This is a genomic window from Levilactobacillus acidifarinae DSM 19394 = JCM 15949 (genome assembly GCF_001434835.1).
Lineage (GTDB): Bacteria > Bacillota > Bacilli > Lactobacillales > Lactobacillaceae > Levilactobacillus > Levilactobacillus acidifarinae.
On sequence record NZ_AZDV01000003.1, the window covers coordinates 200,086 to 222,662 of the forward strand.

Annotated in this window: 22 protein-coding genes; 6 read left to right on the top strand and 16 right to left on the bottom strand. The window is 52.4% G+C overall.

Features of this window, described 5'->3' with window-relative positions; all coding sequences use genetic code 11:
* Positions 1-60: 60 nt before the first annotated feature.
* The 5 genes from FD25_RS14385 to FD25_RS01600 form a co-directional block, all read right to left on the bottom strand.
* A complete protein-coding gene (locus FD25_RS14385; protein ID WP_263862328.1) occupies positions 61-189 on the bottom strand; it encodes a hypothetical protein in 129 nt (42 codons plus the stop codon).
* A 106-nt stretch (positions 190-295) separates the two neighbouring features.
* A complete protein-coding gene (gene gltX / locus FD25_RS01585; protein WP_057800833.1) occupies positions 296-1,786 on the bottom strand; it encodes a glutamate--tRNA ligase in 1,491 nt (496 codons plus the stop codon).
* A gap of 218 nt (positions 1,787-2,004) precedes the next feature.
* Complete coding sequence (locus FD25_RS01590; RefSeq protein WP_057800834.1) at positions 2,005-3,174, bottom strand: PIN/TRAM domain-containing protein; 1,170 nt, start codon at positions 3,172-3,174, stop codon at positions 2,005-2,007.
* Positions 3,175-3,205: 31 nt separating this feature from the next.
* Positions 3,206-4,579 carry a DNA repair protein RadA gene (gene radA / locus FD25_RS01595; RefSeq protein WP_057800939.1) on the bottom strand — a complete coding sequence of 458 codons (1,374 nt, stop codon included), beginning with the start codon at positions 4,577-4,579 and terminating at the stop codon, positions 3,206-3,208.
* Positions 4,580-4,663: 84 nt separating this feature from the next.
* On the bottom strand, positions 4,664-5,203 hold the full coding sequence (locus tag FD25_RS01600) for a dCTP deaminase/dUTPase family protein (protein ID WP_057800835.1): 540 nt from the start codon (positions 5,201-5,203) through the stop codon (positions 4,664-4,666).
* A 198-nt stretch (positions 5,204-5,401) separates the two neighbouring features.
* Here FD25_RS01600 and FD25_RS01605 point away from each other — a divergent pair, with 198 nt between their 5' ends.
* On the top strand, positions 5,402-5,737 hold the full coding sequence (locus tag FD25_RS01605; RefSeq protein ID WP_057800836.1) for a hypothetical protein: 336 nt from the start codon (positions 5,402-5,404) through the stop codon (positions 5,735-5,737).
* A gap of 7 nt (positions 5,738-5,744) precedes the next feature.
* Positions 5,745-6,431: a ribose-5-phosphate isomerase RpiA gene (gene rpiA, locus FD25_RS01610; protein ID WP_057732391.1), complete on the top strand. Its 687-nt coding sequence runs from the start codon at positions 5,745-5,747 to the stop codon at positions 6,429-6,431.
* Positions 6,432-6,566: 135 nt separating this feature from the next.
* Here rpiA and FD25_RS01615 read toward each other — a convergent pair whose 3' ends face one another.
* Positions 6,567-7,469 carry a hypothetical protein gene (locus FD25_RS01615; RefSeq protein WP_057800837.1) on the bottom strand — a complete coding sequence of 301 codons (903 nt, stop codon included), beginning with the start codon at positions 7,467-7,469 and terminating at the stop codon, positions 6,567-6,569.
* 205 nt (positions 7,470-7,674) lie between these two features.
* Here FD25_RS01615 and FD25_RS01620 point away from each other — a divergent pair, with 205 nt between their 5' ends.
* On the top strand, positions 7,675-9,009 hold the full coding sequence (locus FD25_RS01620) for a C1 family peptidase (protein WP_057800838.1): 1,335 nt from the start codon (positions 7,675-7,677) through the stop codon (positions 9,007-9,009).
* A 165-nt stretch (positions 9,010-9,174) separates the two neighbouring features.
* Here the strand turns inward: FD25_RS01620 and FD25_RS01625 are convergent, their stop codons facing one another.
* The 9 genes from FD25_RS01625 to FD25_RS01665 form a co-directional block, all read right to left on the bottom strand.
* Positions 9,175-9,807, bottom strand: a complete 633-nt coding sequence (locus tag FD25_RS01625; protein ID WP_057800839.1) for a CBS domain-containing protein — start codon at positions 9,805-9,807, stop codon at positions 9,175-9,177.
* A gap of 2 nt (positions 9,808-9,809) precedes the next feature.
* A complete protein-coding gene (locus FD25_RS01630; protein ID WP_057800840.1) occupies positions 9,810-10,514 on the bottom strand; it encodes an ABC transporter ATP-binding protein in 705 nt (234 codons plus the stop codon).
* Entirely contained in the window at positions 10,515-11,294 is a 780-nt protein-coding gene (locus FD25_RS01635) for an ABC transporter ATP-binding protein (protein WP_057800841.1), read from the bottom strand.
* Entirely contained in the window at positions 11,287-12,198 is a 912-nt protein-coding gene (locus tag FD25_RS01640; protein ID WP_057800940.1) for a branched-chain amino acid ABC transporter permease, read from the bottom strand. Before FD25_RS01640 ends, FD25_RS01635 begins: the two co-directional genes overlap by 8 nt.
* A 51-nt stretch (positions 12,199-12,249) precedes the next feature.
* Complete coding sequence (locus tag FD25_RS01645; RefSeq protein WP_057800842.1) at positions 12,250-13,128, bottom strand: branched-chain amino acid ABC transporter permease; 879 nt, start codon at positions 13,126-13,128, stop codon at positions 12,250-12,252.
* Positions 13,129-13,380: 252 nt separating this feature from the next.
* On the bottom strand, positions 13,381-14,577 hold the full coding sequence (locus tag FD25_RS01650; protein ID WP_057800843.1) for an ABC transporter substrate-binding protein: 1,197 nt from the start codon (positions 14,575-14,577) through the stop codon (positions 13,381-13,383).
* Between the two features lie 493 nt (positions 14,578-15,070).
* Complete coding sequence (locus FD25_RS01655; protein WP_057800844.1) at positions 15,071-16,300, bottom strand: serine hydrolase domain-containing protein; 1,230 nt, start codon at positions 16,298-16,300, stop codon at positions 15,071-15,073.
* A 115-nt stretch (positions 16,301-16,415) separates the two neighbouring features.
* Positions 16,416-17,087 carry a 2,3-bisphosphoglycerate-dependent phosphoglycerate mutase gene (locus FD25_RS01660; protein ID WP_057800845.1) on the bottom strand — a complete coding sequence of 224 codons (672 nt, stop codon included), beginning with the start codon at positions 17,085-17,087 and terminating at the stop codon, positions 16,416-16,418.
* 218 nt (positions 17,088-17,305) lie between these two features.
* On the bottom strand, positions 17,306-18,253 hold the full coding sequence (locus FD25_RS01665; RefSeq protein ID WP_057800846.1) for an AEC family transporter: 948 nt from the start codon (positions 18,251-18,253) through the stop codon (positions 17,306-17,308).
* 372 nt (positions 18,254-18,625) lie between these two features.
* Between FD25_RS01665 and FD25_RS01670 the strand changes: the two genes are divergently transcribed.
* From FD25_RS01670 to FD25_RS01680, 3 genes are all read left to right on the top strand, one after another.
* Positions 18,626-19,747 (top strand): LCP family protein, encoded by a 1,122-nt coding sequence (locus tag FD25_RS01670; RefSeq protein ID WP_057800847.1) that lies wholly within the window; start codon positions 18,626-18,628, stop codon positions 19,745-19,747.
* A 206-nt stretch (positions 19,748-19,953) separates the two neighbouring features.
* Positions 19,954-20,862: a metal ABC transporter solute-binding protein, Zn/Mn family gene (locus tag FD25_RS01675; RefSeq protein ID WP_057800848.1), complete on the top strand. Its 909-nt coding sequence runs from the start codon at positions 19,954-19,956 to the stop codon at positions 20,860-20,862.
* A 156-nt stretch (positions 20,863-21,018) separates the two neighbouring features.
* Positions 21,019-21,666 carry an EAL domain-containing protein gene (locus FD25_RS01680; protein ID WP_057800849.1) on the top strand — a complete coding sequence of 216 codons (648 nt, stop codon included), beginning with the start codon at positions 21,019-21,021 and terminating at the stop codon, positions 21,664-21,666.
* Between the two features lie 78 nt (positions 21,667-21,744).
* Here the strand turns inward: FD25_RS01680 and FD25_RS01685 are convergent, their stop codons facing one another.
* Entirely contained in the window at positions 21,745-22,569 is an 825-nt protein-coding gene (locus FD25_RS01685) for a PTS system mannose/fructose/sorbose family transporter subunit IID (RefSeq protein ID WP_057800850.1), read from the bottom strand.
* Positions 22,570-22,577 lie beyond the last annotated feature (8 nt).

Sequence of the window (22,577 nt, forward strand, 5' to 3'; positions counted from 1 at the left end):
GGCCCTGGTTGTCGGCTTCTTTACAAAATCGTTAATTCCGGGTAAAGGACCCGCGGCTCCCTATTTAGAAGACCGTCGGTGTCCCACCGCTAAAACCACCGTCATGATGACGGCAAACGCCCCTTCCAGTAAATTTGCCAGTAACGTATTTTCCCAGTAACCATGGACCCACTTGCCAAGTTTACGCATCACAGCTCACCTCTGCATTTAGGATACCAAGCCGACGGTAACCCCGTCAATTGGCGTAGCAAAAAAGCCCGAAACCGGAGTTTCAGACTTTTACGCCAACGCTAATTTAGGCACCCAATTGGTCCAACGTTTGTTGGATGTGCTTCAAGGCCGTTTCGCGGCCCACCAATTCGATGGATTCCGGTAATTCTGGTCCGTGCATTTCGTGGGTCACGGCAATCCGGATTGGCATCCAGAGTTGCCGGCCCTTGATGCCGGTTTGGGCTTGCACGCGCTTGATGACGTGGAAGATTTCCACGGAATCAAACAGGTCGAGCTTTTCGATTTCAGCGGCGAAGGCCTTCAAAACAACCGGCGCCGTTTCGTTGTTAATTTCGTCCCAGGCATCCCCTTCGACCTTTTCGGGTTCTTCGAAGAAGACGGAAGCCATATCGTTGATTTGCGCCATGTAGCTCATTTGCCGCTTGTACAAGTTGATCAATTGCCGCGCCCATTCAATTTCTGACGTGCTTGGCTTGGCTGGTAGGTTACCGGCCTTGATCAATTGCTTCATGGCTAAGTCGGCGATGGTGCTTTCGTCGGCGTCCTTGACGTAACGGTTGTTCAACCATTCCAACTTGTCCATGTCAAACGTAGCGGGCGACTTGCTCAACCGCGTTTCATCGTACATCTTGATGAATTGCTTGCGGGTGAAGATTTCGTCTTCACCAACCGGTGACCAGCCCAACAACAGAATGAAGTTGAACATGGCTTCTGGTAAGTAACCCAGGTCGCGGTATTGTTCGATAAATTGTAAGACGGATTCGTCACGCTTGGACAATTTCTTACCGGTGTCCTTGCTGATGATCAGGCTCATGTGACCGAACTTAGGGGCGTCCCAGCCAAAGGCCTTGTAGATCATCAATTGCTTAGGTGTGTTGGCCACGTGGTCGTCACCCCGGAAGACGTGACTGATGGCCATCTTGTGGTCGTCAACCACAACGGCAAAGTTGTAGGTTGGCATGCCGTCACGCTTGGCAATGACGAAGTCACCCCCGATGGTGTCGGAGTTAAAGGACACGTGGCCCTTGACCATATCGTCCCATTCAAAGACTTCATCCTTAGGTACGCGGAACCGGATAACCGGCTTTAAGCCCTTGGCCTTAGCGGCGTCAATGGCGGCCTGCTTTTCGTCTTCGGTCATGCCAGCGTATTCGTACTCGTAGTGCGGCATTTCACTCCGCGCCTTTTGGGCTTCCCGGTCGGCTTGTAATTCGTCTTCCGTCCGGTAAGATTCGTAAGCCTTCCCTTCATCCATCAATTGTTGAATGAGAGGCGTGTAAATGTCGCGCCGTTCGGATTGCCGGTACGGGCCAAAGTCCCCACCAACGTCGGGACCTTCATCCCAGTCCAAACCGAGCCACTTTAAGTTTTCCAACTGGCTCCGTTCACCGTCCGCGATGTTCCGTTTAGTATCCGTGTCTTCGATCCGAATAATAAACTTACCTTTGTTGTGGCGGGCAAACAGATAATTAAAGATCGCCGTCCGCGCGTTACCGATGTGCAGATGTCCAGTGGGGCTCGGAGCATAACGAACCCGAATTGCATTTTTAGCCAAATTGGTTGCGCCTCTTTCTCGTTTTTTTAGTTGGCACCGAGTGACCTCGATGCGTCCACAGTGCTTTAAGTGTACAATGACCACCACCAAAAATAAAGGGGTAGCCCCGTTTTGTTCCCATAATGGGTCAAAAAACCGGCCCACTATGCGTGTTCCGGCTTTTAAACTTCTATTATTTAGTTTAAATTAGACCGCTCGTCCCAGAACTAGCCACTAGCCTAGTTGGCTTTGCCGTTAGTCCGGCGTTTGCCTTGAGTCTTATGGTCTTCGATTCCCCGGTCGGAATGCACCGGCTTGGCAAAGATCATGCGCCCAGCATCCGTTTGGATGGCACTGGTCACCACGACGTCTAATTGCTTATTAATGAAGTACTTCCCATCTTCGACCACGACCATGGTGCCGTCGTCGAGGTAGGCGACCCCCTGTTGGCGTTCGGTCCCGTTCTTAACCACCATTACGTGAAGGTTTTCACCCGGGATCACCCGTGGTTTCAACGCGTTAGCCAACGAATTAATGTTCAAGACCTGTACGTTTTGGAACTGAATCACCTTATTTAAGTTGTAGTCGTTCGTCACAATGACCCCGCCGTTTTTCTTAGCCAGCGCAATCAACTTGCTATCCACTTCCGGAATGTCTTCGAAGTCGCCTTCGTACATTTCGATGGGCATGATTTGTTCGTTTTGCAACTTATTTAAGATGTCCAGCCCCCGCCGGCCCCGAACCCGTTTGACCGAGTCACTGGAATCGGCGATGTATTGGAGTTCGTACAAGACGAAGTTCGGGACCAGTAACGTCCCTTCCAAAAACCCCGTCTTAGCCAGATCGTAGATTCGCCCATCAATTAAGATGTTCGTATCCAAGATCTTGTAATGGTGAAAGTTCGGCTCCGCTTGCTTATCGAGGACCTTCTCGCTAGCCTCATCGTTAGCCTTCTTGGTCCGTGACTGGAATAGCTTCCGCCACTCTTCGCCCCGAATCTTACTCAGGCGTGTCCCCAATCGAAAGCCCAGATACCCCAACAGGAGCATCAAGATCCAGGGGATCACCGTACTGATAAAGAACGAGGGGACCCGAAAGAGAAATTGTGAGATCAATAACGCCAGCGCTAAACCGACGATCGTTAATAAACTCCCAAAAATTAAGGTCATGGGGTTCTGCCGGTTTAAATAAGCCTCCAGGCGGTTAACCACCCGGACCAGGCTACTGGCAAAGAACGCTCCCAGAATAAGGAAAATAATAGCACCAAGCAAAATATTGACCAGAATATTATCAACGAACGGACTCATCACCCCAAAGAGTTGCCAGGTTCGGGGCAAATAGGCCGCACCCAGCACACCACCAATGATGATGAATAGGGCTAAAATGACTGTTCGCTTACGATTCTTCATAAATTTTCACCTCCCTTCGCCGTACTCGGCCTTAAACACCGAGTGCCAGTTTCAAAGCCTGCCGCAACGTGGACACACCGATCACGTCAATTCCGGCCGGTGGCGTCCACCCCTGGAGATTATTCTTAGGCACAAAAATTCGTTGGAACCCTAGCTTCTTGGCTTCGGCGACCCGCTGTTCGATCCGACTAACCCGCCGAATCTCGCCGGTCAACCCGACTTCGCCCACGAAACAATCCGTGGGGGCCGTCGCGGTATCCTTGTAACTCGAGGCGATACTTAACGCAATCGCCAAATCAATGGCTGGCTCGTCTAGCTTCACGCCCCCGGCGGCCTTCAAAAAGGCGTCCTGATTTTGAAGCATCAGGTTGGCCCGCTTTTCCAGCACCGCCATCAACAGTGACACCCGGTTCCGATCCAGCCCACTGGCGGTTCGTTGCGCGTTGCCAAAGACCGACGGCGTAATCAACGCCTGAACCTCGACTAGGATTGGCCGGGTTCCTTCCATTGACACCACGATGGCCGAACCGGTGGCGTCCTTGAGGCGTTCTTCGAGGAAGATTTCCGAGGGGTTGGCCACCTCGTACAGGCCGCCTTCCTTCATTTCGAAAATCCCCAGTTCGTTGGTGGACCCGAACCGGTTCTTGACCGCCCGCAAAATCCGGTAAGTGTGGTGTAGGTCGCCCTCAAAATACAGCACCGTATCCACCATGTGTTCCAAAATCTTAGGCCCAGCGATGGCGCCACCTTTGGTTACGTGACCCACCACGAAGATGGTAATCCCGTTAGTCTTCGCAATTTGCATCAGTTCACCGGTAACGGCTCGAATCTGAGAAACCGATCCAATGGCCGATTCGATCCCGGGGGCTTGCATGGTTTGAACGGAATCGATAATCACGTAGTCTGGGTGCATCTCTTCGATGTTGGCTCGAATGCTGACCATGTCGGTCTCGGGATACAGGTAGAGGTGCTCGGCGTTGACCACTAACCGGTCCGCCCGCATTTTAATCTGACTAGCACTTTCTTCACCGGACACGTACAGGACCTTGCCGCCGGTCGCACTAAGTTGGCCCGAGACCTGGAGCAGTAACGTGGACTTTCCGATACCGGGATCGCCTCCGATCAGGATCAGAGAGCCCGGCACAATGCCGCCCCCCAAAACCCGATTCAATTCTTCCATCTGCGTCTTGACCCGTGTTTCCGTGGTGTGTTTGATTTCGGTCATTAACTGCGGACGGGTATGTTCGCCGGCCGGGGTCACCCGCGTCGATTGCGGCTTAACTTCCGGCGTAACGGTCTCTTCGACCATGGAGTTCCATTCCCCACAGTTCGGGCACCGGCCCAGATACCGGGGGGAACTATAATCACAATTTTGACACACAAATTTCGTTTTAACCTTGGCCACGTGCATCCCCCTATTCGTTCTTGATGATTAACTTTATTCTAGCATATCTCGGGGGACAGCCCCCACTAGTCTGTTAGGCAATTTTTAGGCACGATCGGACGACCCAAACCCACCGGTCCGTTGTTGTTGTGGGACCTGTTCCCCGTCGGCCAACCGAAACGGCATGAAGATCCCCTGGGCGATGCGTTGGCCCTTGGGAATGGTCACATCGTGCAGGCTGACGTTGACCAGCTGCACGAAGATTTCGCCTTCGTTCTTTTCATTATTATAGTAATCCGCATCGATAACGCCGACCCCGTTGGGCAGAATTAGGCCGTGTTTAAGCGGGTTACTCGACCGGTTAGCTAAGATCAAGACTTCGCCGGGCTGCATGTAGGCCTTAATTCCCGTGGGCACTAAAAACGGCTTTAAATCATGGTTGCCGGCCTCTAATTCTTCGGTGGTCAACGGCTCGCGATGCCGTAACCGTTTGAAGGCATGCAGCAGGTCGTGGCGCCAGATGGACGGCAAAACAAAGTCCTCGGCACACTCAAAATCGTACCCGGCGGACTGCTGCGTTGTCCGGTACGGCACCTGCAACCCCTGATTAGCGTAACGACTGACAATTTCAAATCCTCTTTGCATAAGCGACTCCCTTATCTTTTTTGACGGGACCGATCTTCTCGTGGTGCTCAGCCCGCCAGATTGAAGCTTCTGTTACTAGAATAAGCAACTCGCCCCCAGATTACCAGCCAAAAAGCTTCACTAAAAAATGGGAGTTGACAAGCTGCGTTGGATAGACCAGAATCATAGGTAGAAATTGGTCATGAAGGGAGTAACGCCATGGCAATCAGTGAAGCACCGGGAGCGTTGACCAGTGCGACGAACGGGCAGCTTAACGCCAGCCTACACTATCTGGTTTTAAGTCCCCAGCAGTGGGTCTTGGAACAAATCTTTGTCCGCCCCGAGCAACCCGTCAGCCTTGCCGTTGACCTGATTAAACGTTTTACTAGCTTAGCTCAAGCCGCGCAAGTCACCGTCAAAGTGTTGGATCCGTATGCCAAGCGCTACTTTGCCCAACATCCGGCCCCGGACCTATTGGCAGCCCATCAGCTGCCCGTTAGCGGTCCTCACGCCGTTCAGCCAGTTGATTTAAACTACCATACAGAAGAGGAGTAATTCTACCATGGATCAAAACGCATTAAAAGCCCTCGTGGGTCAGGAAGCCGTCAAGTACGTGGAAGATGGCATGATTTTAGGAATCGGCACTGGATCGACCGTGAAGTACATGATCGACGCGTTGGGCGAACGGGTCGCTAAGGAAGGCCTGCACATCATCGGGGTCGCCACTTCTGACCGTTCCGCTAAGCAAGCCGAATCCCTGGGGATCACCATCAAGCAATTAGATGAGGTGGACCACCTGGACCTCACCATCGATGGCGCCGACGAAATCGACGATAATTTCCAAGGCATCAAGGGTGGCGGTGCCGCTCACCTCTGGGAAAAGATCGTGGCAATCAACTCCCGTAAAAACATGTGGATCGTCGACGAAAGCAAGATGGTTCACCACTTAGGCAAGTTCCCGTTGCCTCTGGAAGTGATTCCCTTCGGCTCTACGCACGTTCTGGAAAAGTTAGACAAGATGGGCCTGCACCCCACTTTCCGGATGCAAGATGATGGCAGTCACGTCCTGACTGATTCCAAGAACTACATCATCGACCTGCACCTGGGCCGGATCGACCACCCCCACGAACTGGCGAACACCTTAAACGGCATCGTCGGGGTCGTGGAACACGGGTTGTTCTTAGACACGGTCAACACGGTCATCGTCGGCCGTCAAGACGGACCAGAAGTCTTGAACGCGCGCGATTAATCTAAGCTTAACTACTAAAAAACAGTTTGTTTCGTGCAAGCCAAAATCGGCAATTATTCCAAGTTGAGGAATAATTGCCGATTTTTTGTTCATACTCACCATTTAAGCGGTCTTTAGTTTCACCCTACTAACTGATCAGCCATTTTCGACAACCGTCACAGATTGTCGCTTCAAAATCACCAAAGCGCCCAAAAAGAAACCGGCTGCCAAGGCGGCCGTGACGGGTAAACTTCGAAACATGTTAGTGGGAAGCACCAGGGCCAACAACGGAAAGGCGTACGCGGCCGGCAACTTTAACCGTAACCCACTCAACAAAAGAAAGACTAAGGGCAACGTCAATAACGTGGTCAGCAACCACGAACTGATCAGCAGGTGGATTCCCACGCCCAGACTAGCGGCACCCACCAGGGCTAACCAGTGGCGCACCGCCAATTGACCGGTGTACGTCGGCATTTGCAAGACCTCAAAGAACACTACCAGCACCGGGGGGACCGCCGCCATCTGGGGTAAACCCACGCCCCACACCGTCCCAATCCACACGGTGACTAGGCCCGCAAACCACCCCATCTGGCGTAACGTGACCGCCGGGGGCACCGGTGTTCCGGAATATTGCCGTTGGAGATAGGTGCCCACCATCAAACAGCCCGTCAAGACACAAATAGCAATCATAAACGACCAGTGCGTGGCATTCACAATTAGGGGGAGTAGTCCGGTGGCAAACGACGGGGCTAACGTTGAATGCACCACGCGTAACCACCCTAACATGACGAACAGGCCGACGAGCACCTTGGCCGCGTATGGCCAGGTGAGTTGATTCGCCAAAAATCCGATCAATGCGGTCCCCGAAGGCGCCAAAAAAACCTTAAACGGCTGATGAATCCATCCCGGATTCTGATAGATCCAGGTTCCGGCCGTTAAGGCCCCCACCTCGGGTAAGATCACTTCACTGTCGTGTAACCAGGTCGCACTGGCCACCATGATTAGAATTAAGGTAAATCCAATCAGATAATGAGAAACTTCGCGTCGACTAAGGTGCATACTTTTGACCCCTCCTGAATTTTTAGACAAACTGCGGGTCATTGTATCATAGGGTCGCCGTTAATCGGGTGATTAATTACGAAATCAACTTAAAGAAACCGTTTTCTACCACTATATTTACGAAACTTTTTCCACCGCCACCAGAATTATTCAAAAAATGAGAAAATTGGCGTACAATGAGAGAATAGTTAGGAGAGTGACGAATTTGAGTAAAGCAATCACGGCGGATCAAACCGCCAGCTACCAAAAAGCACTAACGGACGATCCGATGGCCAAGGTCGTCGAACGGGCCGTTAGCCATCAAGGTATCTTAGCCACGGCGGCCGACTACGCTTCTGCCGCCGACATGACCCCCGTATTCTCCATTGATTTGGACACGGGTAAGGTGGCTAACCAAAAGCAAAGCGGCCGGTGCTGGATGTTTGCCGCACTGAACACCATGCGGCACCACTTAGCCGACCTCTTTAAGTTAAGCGACTTCGAACTATCCCAAAACTACACGTATTTCTGGGACAAGTTCGAAAAGGCCAACTACTTCTACGAAAACGTCTTAGCCACGGCGGACCAACCAACGTCCAGCCGGAAGGTGGCCTTTTTGATGACCACGCCGCAACAAGACGGTGGTCAATGGGACATGCTTTGCGCCATCATCGAAAAGTACGGCATCGTGCCTAAGTCGGTCATGCCCGAAACCTACAACAGTTCCAAGTCCAGCGAACTGAACAGCACGTTAAACCTGAAATTACGTAAGGACGCCGTGGTCTTACGTAAGCTCGTTGCCGACAACGCCAGCGAAGACGACATTGCGGCCGCTAAGGACAAGATGTTAAAGGAAGACTACCGGTTATTGGCCTACACGTTAGGCGAACCCGTTTCCGAATTTGACTTCGAATACCGTGACGACGACAAGAACTACCACATCGACAAGGGCTTGACCCCAAAGACGTTCTTCGACAAGTATGTCGGTTGGGACTTATCCGACTACGTGTCCATCATCAACGCCCCAACCGCTGACAAGCCTTACAACCACACCTACACCATCGAAATGTTAGGTAACGTGGTTGGCGGCCGGGCCGTTAAGCACTTAAACGTCTCCATGGACGACTTCAAGGCTCTGGCCATCAAGCAATTGAAGGCCGGCCAATCCGTCTGGTTCGGTTGTGACGTTGGTCAATCTTCCGAACGGCAAAAGGGCATCATGGACACCAACTACTACCACAAGGACGACCTCTTCAACATCGATTTCGACATGTCCAAAGCTGAAAAGTTGGACTACGGTGAAAGTCTGATGACCCACGCCATGGTCTTGACCGGGGTGGACTTGGTTGACGGCAAGCCAACCAAGTGGAAGGTCGAAAACTCCTGGGGTGACAAAGTTGGCACTAAGGGTTACTTCGTGATGAGTGACGCTTGGATGGACAAGTACTGCTACCAAGTGGTCGTCAACAAGGAATTCTTGCCGGCCGACCTGCGTTCGATCCAAGAAACCGAAGAACCCACGGTCTTAGCGCCATGGGATCCAATGGGTGCTTTAGCTTAAAGCTGATTAATCATTTAATTGAAGACTACTAAAGAACGGGACTTCGCCATGGCGAAGTCCCATTTCTTGTGATTAATCCAAATCTCTGCTGTCTATCGATTCGCTTGATGTCGCCCGCTCCCACTCGTTGTAAACGGGGCTAGCAACATTGCGGCACCTAGCCGCCTAGTCAACCGCCTGGATCTCAAATCCCGCCGCCGTTAACACCTGGTTGACCGGTGCCACCTGATCGTGGGCCACGTGGAGTTCTACGATCTTTTCGGCCTGGTGGTTGACCACCATTAACGTCTGAATACTGAGATTGTGTTCCGCAAGCACCCGCCCCAGTTTAAAGATGACGCCTACGTGATCGTGAGGCACGACCACCCGCGTGACCACACCCGGTTCGCCGTACCCCGCGATGTTTAAGAAGGCGTCTAGGATGTCATTATTGGTAATGATCCCCACCACCCGATCGTGAGCCACAACGGGTAACACCCCAATCTTATGGTGCCGCATGGTCGCAATCGCCGTTTCCAGTTGCGCCGTGGCAGCAACCGTCTGGACGTGCGTTTCCATGATTTGAGCAACGGTCGTTTTGGTCAATAAGTAATTGGTCTCGTAGACCGATAGGCTAGTCGCCTGTGAGGGCAAGGCCCGTTGGATGATGCCGTGGGTGATCAACCCCACCATCCGGTTATCGCTCATCACCGGTAAACGATGAATCTGATTTCGTTTCATTAAATCGATTGCCACGCTGACCGTCGTGTCGGGATGGACCACGACTAACCGCGAGGTCATATAGTCTGCTACGCTCATGTTTACCCTCCTAAGTAGGCCTGTTGTACGGCCGGCGTCGCGAGTAGTTCCGCCCCCGTACCGCTTAACTTCACCTGACCACTGGCCAATACGTACCCCCGGTCGGCCACCTTCAGGGCCTGTTTGGCATTTTGCTCGATCAAAAGGACCGTGGTGCCCGCTTGGTGAATGGCCTGAATGATGTCGAAAATTTCGCTGATAAAGAGGGGCGCTAACCCCATCGAGGGTTCGTCGAGAAGCATCAGTTTGGGCTTCGCCATGAGCGCCCGGCCCATGGCCAGCATCTGCTGCTCCCCGCCGGAAAGGGTGGCGGCGTCTTGGTGCCGACGCTTTTTGAGAATGGGAAAATAGGTGTAGACCTCCTCAAAGGCTTGGGCTAAGGCCGCGTGGTCTTGCCGCAAGAACGCCCCCATCTGTAAGTTTTCCTGCACGGAGAGTCCCGGAAAGACGTGCCGACCCTCCGGCACCTGAGAGATCCCGGCACGCACGATTTTGGGGGCCGCTAGTTTTTGAATCGGTTGATCCAGGTACGTGATACTCCCACTACTCGGACGCATCAGCCCGGAGATGGTGTGCAGAAGTGTCGACTTCCCCGCCCCGTTGGCGCCAATCAAGGTCACGATTTCTCCCTGTTGAACGTTAAAACTCACGCGTTTAACCGCCTGAATCGCCCCGTAATTGACCACGAGATCTTTTACTTTAAGCATTTAATCCCCTCCTAAGTAAGCCTTGATGACGGCCGGATCACGTTGAATCTCCGCCGGTGTTCCGGTGGCCAATAACCCGCCGTGCTCCAACACGTAGAGCCGTTCGCAGACGTCCATGACTAGCGACATATCGTGTTCGATCAGAACCACCGTGATATGAAAATCGTGTTGAATCTGGCGAATCAACCGGGTCAAATCGGCGGTTTCTTCCGGGTTCATCCCCGCGGCCGGTTCATCCAAGAACAATAACTTGGGTTTAGTGGCTAACGCCCGCACGATTTCCAGCCGCCGTTGGGTCCCGTACGGTAGGTTCTTGGCCGGTTGATCAGCCACCGCCGTTAGGTCGAAGATGGCCAACAGCCGTTGGGCCGCGGCGGTCATCTCCCGTTCGGTCCGGTAATACTTGGGCAAGCGCAAGATGCTGGTGAGGAACCCCTCCCGGTAGTGGTTGGTCATGGCAATGCGCACGTTATCGAGCACCGTTAACTCCTTAAACAACCGAATGTTCTGAAAGGTCCGCGAAATTCCCGCCTGGGCAATTTGCGCCGGTGACCGACCGTTGAGTGACTGCACCCCACGGTCGGTCGCCAGACTGATACTGCCGGAACTCACCGGCGTTTCACCCGTTAAGAGGTTGAACAGCGTGGTCTTACCGGCCCCGTTCGGTCCGATCAACCCCACCAATTCGTTTTGATCAAAATGCACCGACACGTTGGCCACGGCGGTCAGCCCACCGAAGTTCTTCACTAACGACCGGGCATCCAATAAAACACTACTCATGACTCGTCACCTCCCGTCGACTAAAGACCCGTTTAAACGAAAATTCCCAACTCCCTAATAAACCGGTTGGCTTGAAGATCATGATCAAGATCAACGCCAACGAGTAGATAATCATCCGAATCGTTCCGAAGTTTTGGAGCACGGTGTCCAGCACGCTGAGCACGATGGCGGCCACGAAGGTCCCGGTGATGCTGCCAACGCCGCCCAACACCACGATGATCAAAATGGCGATCGACGCCATGATGTTAAAATCGTCCGGCGCAATCGTTTGGATGTACGCCGCGTGAAGCGAGCCCCCGATGGCGGCCGTCGCGGCGCCAAAGACGAAGGCCGCTAGTTTCCAACGGGTGGTGTTAATGCCCATCGCTCCGGCGGCCAGCTCGTCTTCGCGCACCGCCATGACGGCCCGGCCGCCCCGACTATGAATGAAGTTGACCGTGACCAGCGTGGTGACACACATCAACACGTAGACCGTTGCCCACGAGACCAACGCGGGGATGTTGAAGAGCCCCGCCGCCCCGTTGGTAATTTTCAGATTGTTAATCAAAATTCGAATGATCTCGGCGGCCCCCATGGTCGCAATGGCCAGGTAGTCTCCTCTGAGCCGTAACGTGGGAATCCCCACAATCACCGCCGCCACCATGGCCAACACCATGCCAACGCCCATCGACAAGAAGAAACCCAGCGGCGTACTCATGGTTTGCGTCATGATACCGGTCGCGTAAGCCCCAATCGCCATGAAACCCGCGTGACCTAAGGAAAACTGACCGGCAAACCCAATGATCAGGTTTAACCCGACCGCTAGAATCACGTTGATACCAATCGTGACTAACATGTTTTCAATAAAGGGGTTGATCACCCGGGCCACTTCGAGCCCATCGATGATCACAAAACCGCTGACCATCACGCCCAACCACGCCAGGTTACTTTTAACACGAGAACTGAATCGCACACGCTACACCTTCTCTCTGGTCCGCTTGCCGAAGATGCCGGCGGGCAGGACTAACAAAATCACGATCAACACGAAGTACACCACGGCGTCCTTGTACGCCGAGAGGCCGACCGCCTGCACGGCCGTTTCCAGTAGGCCGATGATGAACCCACCCAGAGACGCCCCGGGGACCGACCCGATCCCGCCGATGACCGCGGCCACGAACGCCTTGATCCCGGGAGTCATCCCCATCAGCGGATCAATCGAGTTGTAGTACAACCCGATTAAAACGCCGGCTGCTCCGGCCATGGCGGACCCCAGGGCGAAGGTAAACGAAATCGTTTGGTTCAAATTAATGCCGACCAGTTGGGCCGCTTCGGGGTCCACCGACACGGCCCGCATGGCCTTCCCCATCTTGGTGCGTTTGATGATGAGTTCCAGAAGAATCATCAGGGCACAAGCCGTTCCTAGGATCAAAAGTTGGATGTTGGAAACGCGTAAACCCAACCAGTGATAGGTCACCACCCGGATGGCTTGCGGGAAGCTCCGGGCGTTAGCCCCGACCAGATACGACATTCCGTTTTCCAGTAAAAACGAGACCCCGATGGCGGTAATCAACGCGGTGATCCGCGCCGAATGCCGCAACGGCCGGTAGGCGAAGTACTCGATGACCACCCCGATGATGGCGCACACCACCATCGCCGAAAATAGGGCCAACCAGAAGTTAAAATGAAAGTAGTTAATGCTGTAGTAACCCCAAAAGGCGCCCAGCATGTAGATATCCCCGTGTGCGAAGTTAATTAATTTGATGATGCCGTAAACCATGGTGTAGCCCAAAGCCAGTAACGCGTAAATGCTGCCTAGCGACAGGCCGTTAATCAATTGTTGTCCAAATGTCTGCATAGAATTAGGCCTCCGTTACGCCTGAATTTGTGATGGTGCTTGCTAATGACATTCCCGAGTACTCAAGACTGCCCATTAGCAACCTGAAATAACGTTAAATTGAAGGCAAATATGATTTATAAACTCTCTTTCGTAATGGCTGAATGAAGAAACTAACTACCGTAACACATCGGCATAGTGACAATTGCTTAAATAACGACGTCAAAGGGGCCATCACTACCAGTATGATCCGGAAGCGCGAGCACATCGTCCTTACTTAATGTTGTACGTGTTCGAGACGGCCCCGTTAGTCAGTTGTTCGATGGAGATCGTCTTTTCGGCATCGTGGTGCTTATCGATACTCATGGTCCCGGTCGTGCCCTTGAAGTTCTTCAATTGGGCCAACCCGTCGGCAATCTTCACGGAGTTCGCGGAGCCTTCCTTTTCGATGGCCGCCTTGACCATGTAGACGGAATCGTAGGCCAAAGCGGAGAAGGTTGGCGCGGTACTGCCGTACTTCGCCTTGTAGGCGCTCATAAACTTCGAGGCCACCTGGTTACTAGCCGCCGCTTTCGTGGAGAACGGCGTGGTGTAGTAGATCTTGTTGGAATTACTCTTTCCAGCGATTTGGGCCAACTTAGTATCGGCCATCCCGTCACTGCCGACCACCGGAACGTTGATCCCCGCTTGCCGGGCTTGCTTGATGATCAAGCCAATTTCGGAGTAGTAACCCGGTGCGTAGATGGCGTCGATGTGCTTATGCTTCAACGAGGTCAGCACGGCGTTAAAGTCCTTGTCGCCTTCCTGGAAGGCCTGACTGCTCACAACCTTCCCCGTGTAGGTCTTCTTAAACGCCTTGGTCAATCCGGTCCCATAATCACTGGAATTGTCGGTCAGAATGGCCACGCGCTTGGCCTTTAGATCCGTGGTCATAAACTTAGCCGCCGAAGACCCTTGCAGGTTGTTTTGGTAGCAGGCCCGGAAAACGTACTTTTGGACCTTACCGTTCTTTTGGAGCGTGTAATCGGGATCGGTCGCGGATGGGCTGACCGTCGGCACGCTGGCCTTGGTCATGTTCGGAATCGCCGCGGTCCCGGCGTTGGTGGTGGCGGGGCCGACCACGGCGACCACCTTATCGTTGTTGACCAATTGGGCGGCGACCGAAGCGGCCGTGGTGTTGGACGTCTTGTTGTCGCGAATCACCAATTGAACCTTCTTCTTGGTGTTGCCCACCTTGATGCCCCCCGCCTGGTTGATTTCCCGGGCGGCCAGTTGAATTCCCTGCTTTTGTTGTTCGCCGTATCCGGCAGCTGCTCCGGAGAGTTCCATGTTGACCCCAATTTTCACGGTCTTACCGGTCGCGTTATTCCCCTGACTGGCGTTGGACTGAGCACTGGCACAGCCGGCCAACGAAAGGATCGCGGCCCCCATCGTCATCAATTTAAGCGTTTGTTTTTGCCATTTTTGCATATGTAATTCCCACTTTCTTATTTTTTAGTGACGCGTGATGCACGACTTGCCGATCCTCCTTTGACCGCAAAAAGGCCTCATCCACCGTAGTGAATGAGGCCGATTCAGCGAACCAATAGCCTCATTACCACAATGGGAAAGAAGGGCTCGGTTCGCTACACGATGAGTGATTAACTCACGGTTAAGTGACCGGGTCCTTCTTTAATAATAAGACTAAGTTTTGGTCGGCAGAGACTGCCACGAAAGTGTTCATCATTTGATTAGTCATCGTCACAGCCTCGCTTTCCAAAAGTATTTTTGCGTTCTTGATGGTTCTTAGAATAATTAAAATCAAATGATAAGTCAAGGACCATTTTATCATTTAATTCCCAAAATCATCTATAAACGTTGTTATATCAGCTGATTATAAAATTAGATTTTTTTAATTTTAATCATTTCAACTCATAAAAAAGGCTCGGCATCATTCGTAATCGATGCCGAGCCTTGACCCTAATTATTTTAATTTTTTAGCCGTGTTGATTTCCTGAAACAGGTCCATCGCGGTTTGTTCCGTGGACCACTTCGGGAACATGGTCTTCTTCTCAAAACTGTTTGAGAGGAAAATGACACCGGTCCGACCGTTTTTACTCATCACGAAGGTACTTTCGTAGTAGTCCCCCATCCCGTGACCGTAGTACCCGGTCTGGTCGTAATGATACATCCCGCCGGTATAGTGCAGATCAGTCGTGGCCTGGTGCAAGACCTGAGCTCCCGCCGGCGTGGCCAAGAGTTTGCCTTGAATGATGGCCCGTTCGGCCCGGAAGAGGTCACCGGTACTCATCGTGGCGTTCCCGGTCGCTAACTGGGCGGCCATGTCATTTGCGGCCGGTGTATGGGCTTCTTGATACAGCCCCGGCTTGTCTCCACCGTAGCTGATTGTTCGCTTAGGTGAGGACCGCCAGAGCTGACCAAAGCTAGTGTGGTTCAAGTCCAGCGGCGTGACGAGCTGTTGATAAAACAGCTTATAGTACGACTCGTGGGTCACCTGATTCAAGATGCCCGCTAACAAGACGTAGCTAATGGGTTGGTAATCAAAATGATTGATCTTCTTGGGATTAATCTTCGCGTTCTTCTGGGCGTATTGGTAGACCTGTTTTTCGGTCAACGTGGTCGCGGGAGCCACGTCACCGGTCACCCCACCCATCATATCCAACATTTGACGGATCGTAATTTTATCAGCGTTCTTGATCTTGGGATAATACTGACTGAGACGGTCGCTGAGCTGTAACTGCCCCGCTTGGGCCGCGCGCATCACTAGCTGCCCGGTCAACGACTTTTGAATCGAGTTGATCAAATATTGCGTCGTGACCTTATTCTTGCGCTTCTTGGCCGCGTTTGAATAGCCGAACGCCTTTTGGTAAACCACCTTGTCGTTCTTGACGATCAGGGCCGTTCCCACGAAGCGTTTCGCTTTCAGCGTCCGGTTGACTTGCGCCGTAAACAGCGGCGTCTTCTTCCCCGAATGTTTCTTATCAAACGTGGTCACCTTGCCCGCGCGTTGGGCCTTGCTTTGGGCTGCGTCGGTCTTAATGGCTTGTCGGGACTGCTTAGCGTGCTTACGGTTGGTCGCGGTGACCTCCTGCTTATCGTTAGCATCCAAGCGGTGCATCCCATAAACGGCACCGCCGATTCCACAGATAATCACTAGCAGAATTAACCAATGTCCTAAATTTCGTTTATTCAATTCTCTTTCCCCCAATTGAAACACCCTACTCTAATTCTGATTATACGAAAAAGTTGGGTAAAAACAATCATTTCCCCCGATTGTTTGACCCAACTTAAGTTTCTTATAATATCTGTTATAGAACAGTTTTCTTGATAATTTGTAATCGGTCGTCAAAATCGTAACGGATCGGTTCACCATTGGCCACTTCAACCTTAGCAATATCGGCATCCGGGACCCGATCGAGATACTTGATCAACGCCCGCAAGGTACTGCCGTGAGCAACGATCAATTGATTTTGTCCGTCCATTAACCGGGGCGCCACTTGGTTCGTCCAATATGGAATCAAACGGTGGTAGGCCATCTCCAAGCTTTCACCCAGGGGTTCCAAGTGCGGACTGTACCGGTCGTAGCGCCGATCCTGGTGAACCTCTTTCAACAACGGGGGAACGGTTTTAAAGCTCCGACGCCAAATCTTTAACTGCTGGTCGCCGACCTCGGCACGGACCTTGGCCTTATTCTTCCCCCGTAAGGCACCATAGTGACGTTCGTTTAAGCGCCACGACTTGTACTCCGGGATGGCCAGCTGATCTAAACACTCTAGGACGATATTAGACGTCACGATGGCCCGTTGAAGCATCGACGTATGCAACGCCCCAAACTGTAGACCCGTTTGCGCGACCAACTTTCCGGCCGCTTGCGCCTGTTGCCGGCCCTTGGCGGTCAACGGAACGTCACTCCATCCCGTAAAAATATTATCCCGGTTAGCGACACTTTCACCGTGCCGTAAAATCACTAGCGTTGCCATCCGCCATCCTCCCTTTCTCTACAGGTTTCCATTGCCCATGATACCATAGCACCCGTCAAATGCTCAGTAATCATGTTCGTTTTTTCACGATAAACCGTATCCTAGTAAGTAACGCGTAGGGGGACTTCACGGCTTTGCCGCGAAGTCCCCCTTAGTTTGATTTTTTTATGAGTAACTAGTCTGGCGCATCGGCGGTTTAAGCCGCAGCAGGCTCCACACTAAGCCACGTGCTGAATAATTACCATTAAGATTGGGATCACCACTAAGCTCAACAGCGTCGTTTCGGTCACCATGATGGCCGCGTAATCCGAATCCGCGTTGTAGAGTTTGGAGACCACCGGCGCGTTGGTCATCACCGGCATCGCCGCTTGGATGATAAAGACCTGTTTCATCAATAACGGCATCCCCGTGGGTAGGACCAGACAAGCCATCAACAGCGGTGCAATCACAAACCGCCCGAGCAAAATCCCCAGACTGTCCCGATCTAGTCGCAGATTGTGCAGGCCGGCCCCGGCAATCGCCGTCCCGATAAAGATCATCGATAGTGGGATCGTCAGACCCCCGATGTACTGGAAGTCCATCATGATCCAGTGAGGCAATTTAATCCCCAGCAAGACCAAGACCACCGCAATCATGAACCCCAGCAGTGGCGGCGAGAAAACCTTTTTAAGGGTGTTCTTAAGATCGAACTGCCCCTTCCCTTGACCGTCTCGTTGGATCAAATAAACCCCGAGGGTCCAAAAGAATGTGGTGTTGGCCATATAATAGACTAATACGAAGGGCAGACTCTGCCGGCCAAATAGCGCCATGTTGACGGGTAAGCCCACAAAAACGGTATTGGAATTCAAGAACATCGATTCAAATAGTCCCCGGTGCTTGGGATTGATCCGAAACAGGTGGAACGCCACAATCGACAAACCAAACATAATCAGCATCGACACCACCGGAAAACGTAAATCTGGTAACGTACTCTTTAATTTAGCGGCCGTGAACTTGGACATAATGGTATCCAGCATGTAGGCCGGCAACGCAATCTGGGTCACTAATCGTGCAATGAGCTTCGGGGCCTGCTCGTCAAACCAGCCAAAGCGGGCCAGGACGTAACCCAACGTAATCATCACTAAAATGATCAAAACCCCCGAGACACTGCTAACAAAGACGCCCATTTCTGACCCTCCTCGACAATCGTAAGAAAAAATTAGACTTTCTTAAGTAACGGGTCTCATTATAGCATAATTTTTATATCGGCTTGTTAAGTAACCGGTTACAAACCCCCGCTTGGCGGTTCTCCCGGCACCTTGACAGCTTCACAAGCCGCGTGTCTTCAAGGATTGGTCCGTCCCACCCGTGATAAGTCGCACCGTTTACGAATCATTAAAACTATGGTGTAATAGATGAATTGAGGCCATCGTTCGTTTATTGGACGATGAAATGGGGCGGTTTTCTTAAAATCCCCTTAAGGAACGGCTTAACCTTTTCATCTGGTGCGGTTCCGTTTTATAATGTGTAAAGATTTTGACGAAGATGAGGAAATAATTATGCCGAAAGATAACGAAAGTAACCGGCAACGGTCACCGGAAGACTTTGAACAAGTCTATGACCGTCGTGCAGACCATAACTCCCACTTTAAGGAACCAGCAGTGCATCCCCACCGGCCCATCATGTGGGTCATCGTCGCCACGTTGCTAGTCTTCTTATCCGGTGGACTGGCCTATGGCTATCAAGCCTGGTCATCCGCGAAAAAGACGTTCAGCCAAACTTATGAATCCTCCAACCTCGCAAAGAGTCGTAACGTGTCTTCCGTGTTGAAGAAGAACAAACCGTTCTCGATTCTGATGTTGGGGACCGACACCGGGGCCTTAGGGCGTTCCGACGTCGGCCGGACCGATACCATCATGGTGGCCACCATTAATCCCGAGACGGAAACGGCCTATTTGACCAGTATTCCACGGGATACTCGCGTGACGGTCGGCTCTGGCGCTAACGCGTCGATCCAAAAGATCAACGCGGCTTACACCATTGGGGGACCCAGCACCGCCGTTAAGACGGTTGAAAACCTCCTAGACATCCCCATCGACTTCTACGCCATTATCAACATGGGGGGCCTCGAAAAGATGGTCAACGCCGTGGGCGGAGTCGACGTGGTGCCGCCACTGACCTTCAAGTACGCGCAAGCCGACGTCAAGAAGGGCGTCAAGATCCACTTGAACGGTAAGCAGGCCCTCTCCTATTCCCGGATGCGTTACGATGATCCGCAAGGGGACTACGGGCGACAGAAACGGCAACGACAGGTCTTACAGAAGTTAGTGGTTAAGGCGGCGGGCTTAACGTCCATCACCCGTTACCAACAGATTTTAACTTCGCTAAACGGCAACTTAAAGACCGACCTTTCCTTTGATGATTTGATGCAGATTCGTGCCAAGTACGGCGACGCTTCGCACCACATTAAGTCGGAAACCTTACAGGGGCAAGACGCCATGATCGACGGCTTATCCTACCAAGTTCCGACCACCAAAGAACTGAAGCGCGTTTCGAACCACATTCGTAAGACGCTTGGTCTGGCCGATACCACTAAGTTCACAACCGACGCCCTTAACGGCGACAGCGACAACACGGGCACCAGCTCGACCGATGCGGGGAGCAGCGGCTACGGGTACTAAATTAGATTTCTCAAGCGTTCACCTGACCGGGTGAGCGCTTTTTTTTGTGGAACGTCGCTTAGGCCTTCAGTGGCGCCCTATCGCCGCTAATATTCGCTCCCCCATTTCCGATGGCCCTTCCCCGTTCAATTACCCCTTGCCAAATTGGCGGATCTTCGGTAAACTTCTAAATCGTAATGATTACTATTTAGAAAAGGGGATTTTTTATGTTACATAAGTTCTATCGGTTCGGCCTCTTCGGCCTACTTTTCGGGGGATTACTGGTCATGAGTGGCTGTGGGCGAACGGCCTCTTCGGCAGCGTCAACATCCCAACAACCCATTCGTGTCGTCACGTCACTCGATTTTTATGGCGAAGTTGCCCGGGCCGTTTTAGGCCAACACGGGCACGTCACCACGCTGATCCACAATCCAAGTATTGACCCGCACGATTTTACCCCGACACCTCTGGACGCAACAGCCGTGACCCACGCCAATTTTGTCATCGGCAACGGCTTAGGCTACGATGGTTGGCTCGATAAACTAGTGCACAGCACCCACACCCCACCAACCTTTCTTCGAGTCGGTAACGACGTTTTGCACCTTCAAAACGGGGATAACCCGCACGTTTGGTACCGACCCACGACCATGGCTCAACTGGCAACGACTCTAGCTAAAAGGTTTAGCCAGCAGGCCCCCCGTTACCGGCAAGCCTATCACCGCAACGCTCAGGCCTACATTGCTAGTCTGCAACCCATTACCCACAAGATTGATCAACTCAAGCAACGCTCAGCTCACCAGACCGTGGCCGTTAGCGAACCAGTCTTTGACTACGCCCTCGATGCCTTGGGCTATCACCGGGGAAATTCAAGCTTTGAGCGCGCCGTGGAAAATGGCACCGATCCTTCCCCCCAAGCGATTCGCCAACTCCAAACTAGTATCCGCCAGCGACGAATCGCCTTTTTCGTTAACAACTCGCAGGCCAGTAGCAAGACCGTAGCGGCCATGGTCAAGTTGGCCCACCAATCCCACGTCCCCGTTCTTAACGTGACGGAAACCCTCCCTCACGGCAAAACCTATCGGACTTGGATGCTTGGTCAATACCAGCAACTCGCTAAGTTTTACAAGTTAGAATAGTCATTTAACTAAACATCACGCCATTCTACCATTTTAAAACGAATCAGTTACCACAATAAACCGTATATGGCCTTGCGGATTGTTTAAATTGTGCTAAGGTAAAGTTGTTATCATGTTTTTTACTTACAATTTCTCACTAAAGGAAGTGAACCCAACATGTATCGTTTCTTCGCGCAACCACAAGTCGACCAACTGAATCACCATATTTTTGGGTACGAAGCCCTCCTGCGTAAGCAAAAAGATGACGCTTGGGTTTTACCCGACTCCTTTACTGAGATCTCTGTGGCGGATCAGGCCCAATTGCTTCAACGGACTGCGACCGCACTAAACGTCAGCGCTACTAACCAGCGCCTGGCTTTTAACCTTAACAACCAACAATTTCGGGCACCCCAAACGCTTGACGTGATTTTGGCGCTAAAAGCGCAACTAGGCACCATTAACTTATCCATTGAATTGACGGAAGCCCCCACGTTAGCCGAGGTCACCCACTTCAGTCAGGTCCTCCACCAACACGGCATCAAGTTGGTCATCGACGACGTGGGCACCGGTTCCAATACCTACCCGAACGTGGCGGCATTCTTGCCCTTCGTCGACGAAATCAAATTTGCCATGCAAAACTTTCGGAGCGCCGGCACGCCCGATCAAATTCCGGCTGCCCTGGCCTTTTGGACCAAGATTGCCCAAACGTACCACCTGGTGATGATCCTGGAAGGCGTCGAAAACGCCGCCGATCAAATTCTGGCCAAGCATTACGGCATTCGCTTGCATCAAGGTTACCTGTACGGTAAACCCGCCTTAGTCTAACGCAGACAACTTTGCCATAAAAAATAGGTTTTTCAAGAAGACGTCGCTTTTTCTTGAAAAACCTATTTTTAATTAACCCTATTGGAAAAGCCCCCACCAATACCCCAAGATACTGAGGCCTAAGACCCCTAAAAGTAGCCAGAACGGTTTGACGTGCCGGCGAATCAACCAGACACATCCCAGGGTCAGTACCAGCGGTAAGAGGCCTGGTAAAAGTTGATCCAGTAAGGCCTGTAACGCGTAGGTCCCATGCCGACCGGTCACCAACACGGGTTTTAGACTGATGCGCGTCCACCGGGGAACCAAGGCTCCCATGATGAACATCCCCACGATCGACGCCCCCAGCGTTAATTTCTGCAAGATACCATGACTGAGATCTTCGACGATCTGTACGCCGCGACGATAGCCCCACCGTTGCGCCCACCAGCGAAACCCTAGTCGGACCACGTTCCACCCCACAAAAAAGACAATGGGGCCCAGGATGCCTAAGCCGCTAAGGGCCAGGCTAGCCGCGAAGGCGCTGAGAATGGGCCGCCAGGTGCCCCACCAGACGGGATCGGCAACCCCGGCCAGTGATCCCATCATGCCAACCTTAACGGCGTTGATCTCGTCGTCCGAAATAGCCTGACCGTTAGCGCGCTGTTCCTCCAGCGAAAGCGTCACCCCGGTAATCAGCGATTGCATGTAGGGCATAGTGTTAAACGACGTCAGGTGGCGCGTTGCGGCGGCCGCTCGATCCGTTCGGTCGGCGTAGAGCCGTTGAATCGCCGGAATCATGATGTAACAGAAGCCCAAATTTTGTAAACGCGGATAGTTCCACGCCGCCTGTTCCAGACCCGAACGGCCAAAAATACGGAGTTGGTCGCCCAGCGTCAAGGTCGTGGGTCGTTTCGTAGTGGTCATGTGCTTGT

What these genes read in the sequence shown, in the direction of transcription:
- FD25_RS01600 (WP_057800835.1), bottom strand. Translation starts at nt 5,203, where the DNA reads ATGCAAAGAGGATTTGAAATTGTCAGTCGTTACGCTAATCAGGGGTTG.
- FD25_RS01680 (WP_057800849.1), top strand. Translation starts at nt 21,019, where the DNA reads ATGTATCGTTTCTTCGCGCAACCACAAGTCGACCAACTGAATCACCAT.
- rpiA (WP_057732391.1), top strand. Translation starts at nt 5,745, where the DNA reads ATGGATCAAAACGCATTAAAAGCCCTCGTGGGTCAGGAAGCCGTCAAG.
- FD25_RS01640 (WP_057800940.1), bottom strand. Translation starts at nt 12,198, where the DNA reads ATGGTCAGCGGTTTTGTGATCATCGATGGGCTCGAAGTGGCCCGGGTG.
- FD25_RS01590 (WP_057800834.1), bottom strand. Translation starts at nt 3,174, where the DNA reads ATGAAGAATCGTAAGCGAACAGTCATTTTAGCCCTATTCATCATCATT.
- FD25_RS01670 (WP_057800847.1), top strand. Translation starts at nt 18,626, where the DNA reads ATGCCGAAAGATAACGAAAGTAACCGGCAACGGTCACCGGAAGACTTT.
- FD25_RS01645 (WP_057800842.1), bottom strand. Translation starts at nt 13,128, where the DNA reads ATGCAGACATTTGGACAACAATTGATTAACGGCCTGTCGCTAGGCAGC.
- FD25_RS01650 (WP_057800843.1), bottom strand. Translation starts at nt 14,577, where the DNA reads ATGCAAAAATGGCAAAAACAAACGCTTAAATTGATGACGATGGGGGCC.
- FD25_RS14385 (WP_263862328.1), bottom strand. Translation starts at nt 189, where the DNA reads ATGCGTAAACTTGGCAAGTGGGTCCATGGTTACTGGGAAAATACGTTA.
- FD25_RS01630 (WP_057800840.1), bottom strand. Translation starts at nt 10,514, where the DNA reads ATGCTTAAAGTAAAAGATCTCGTGGTCAATTACGGGGCGATTCAGGCG.
- FD25_RS01625 (WP_057800839.1), bottom strand. Translation starts at nt 9,807, where the DNA reads ATGAGCGTAGCAGACTATATGACCTCGCGGTTAGTCGTGGTCCATCCC.
- FD25_RS01615 (WP_057800837.1), bottom strand. Translation starts at nt 7,469, where the DNA reads ATGCACCTTAGTCGACGCGAAGTTTCTCATTATCTGATTGGATTTACC.
- FD25_RS01685 (WP_057800850.1), bottom strand. Translation starts at nt 22,569, where the DNA reads ATGACCACTACGAAACGACCCACGACCTTGACGCTGGGCGACCAACTC.
- FD25_RS01675 (WP_057800848.1), top strand. Translation starts at nt 19,954, where the DNA reads ATGTTACATAAGTTCTATCGGTTCGGCCTCTTCGGCCTACTTTTCGGG.
- FD25_RS01660 (WP_057800845.1), bottom strand. Translation starts at nt 17,087, where the DNA reads ATGGCAACGCTAGTGATTTTACGGCACGGTGAAAGTGTCGCTAACCGG.
- FD25_RS01665 (WP_057800846.1), bottom strand. Translation starts at nt 18,253, where the DNA reads ATGGGCGTCTTTGTTAGCAGTGTCTCGGGGGTTTTGATCATTTTAGTG.
- FD25_RS01635 (WP_057800841.1), bottom strand. Translation starts at nt 11,294, where the DNA reads ATGAGTAGTGTTTTATTGGATGCCCGGTCGTTAGTGAAGAACTTCGGT.
- FD25_RS01605 (WP_057800836.1), top strand. Translation starts at nt 5,402, where the DNA reads ATGGCAATCAGTGAAGCACCGGGAGCGTTGACCAGTGCGACGAACGGG.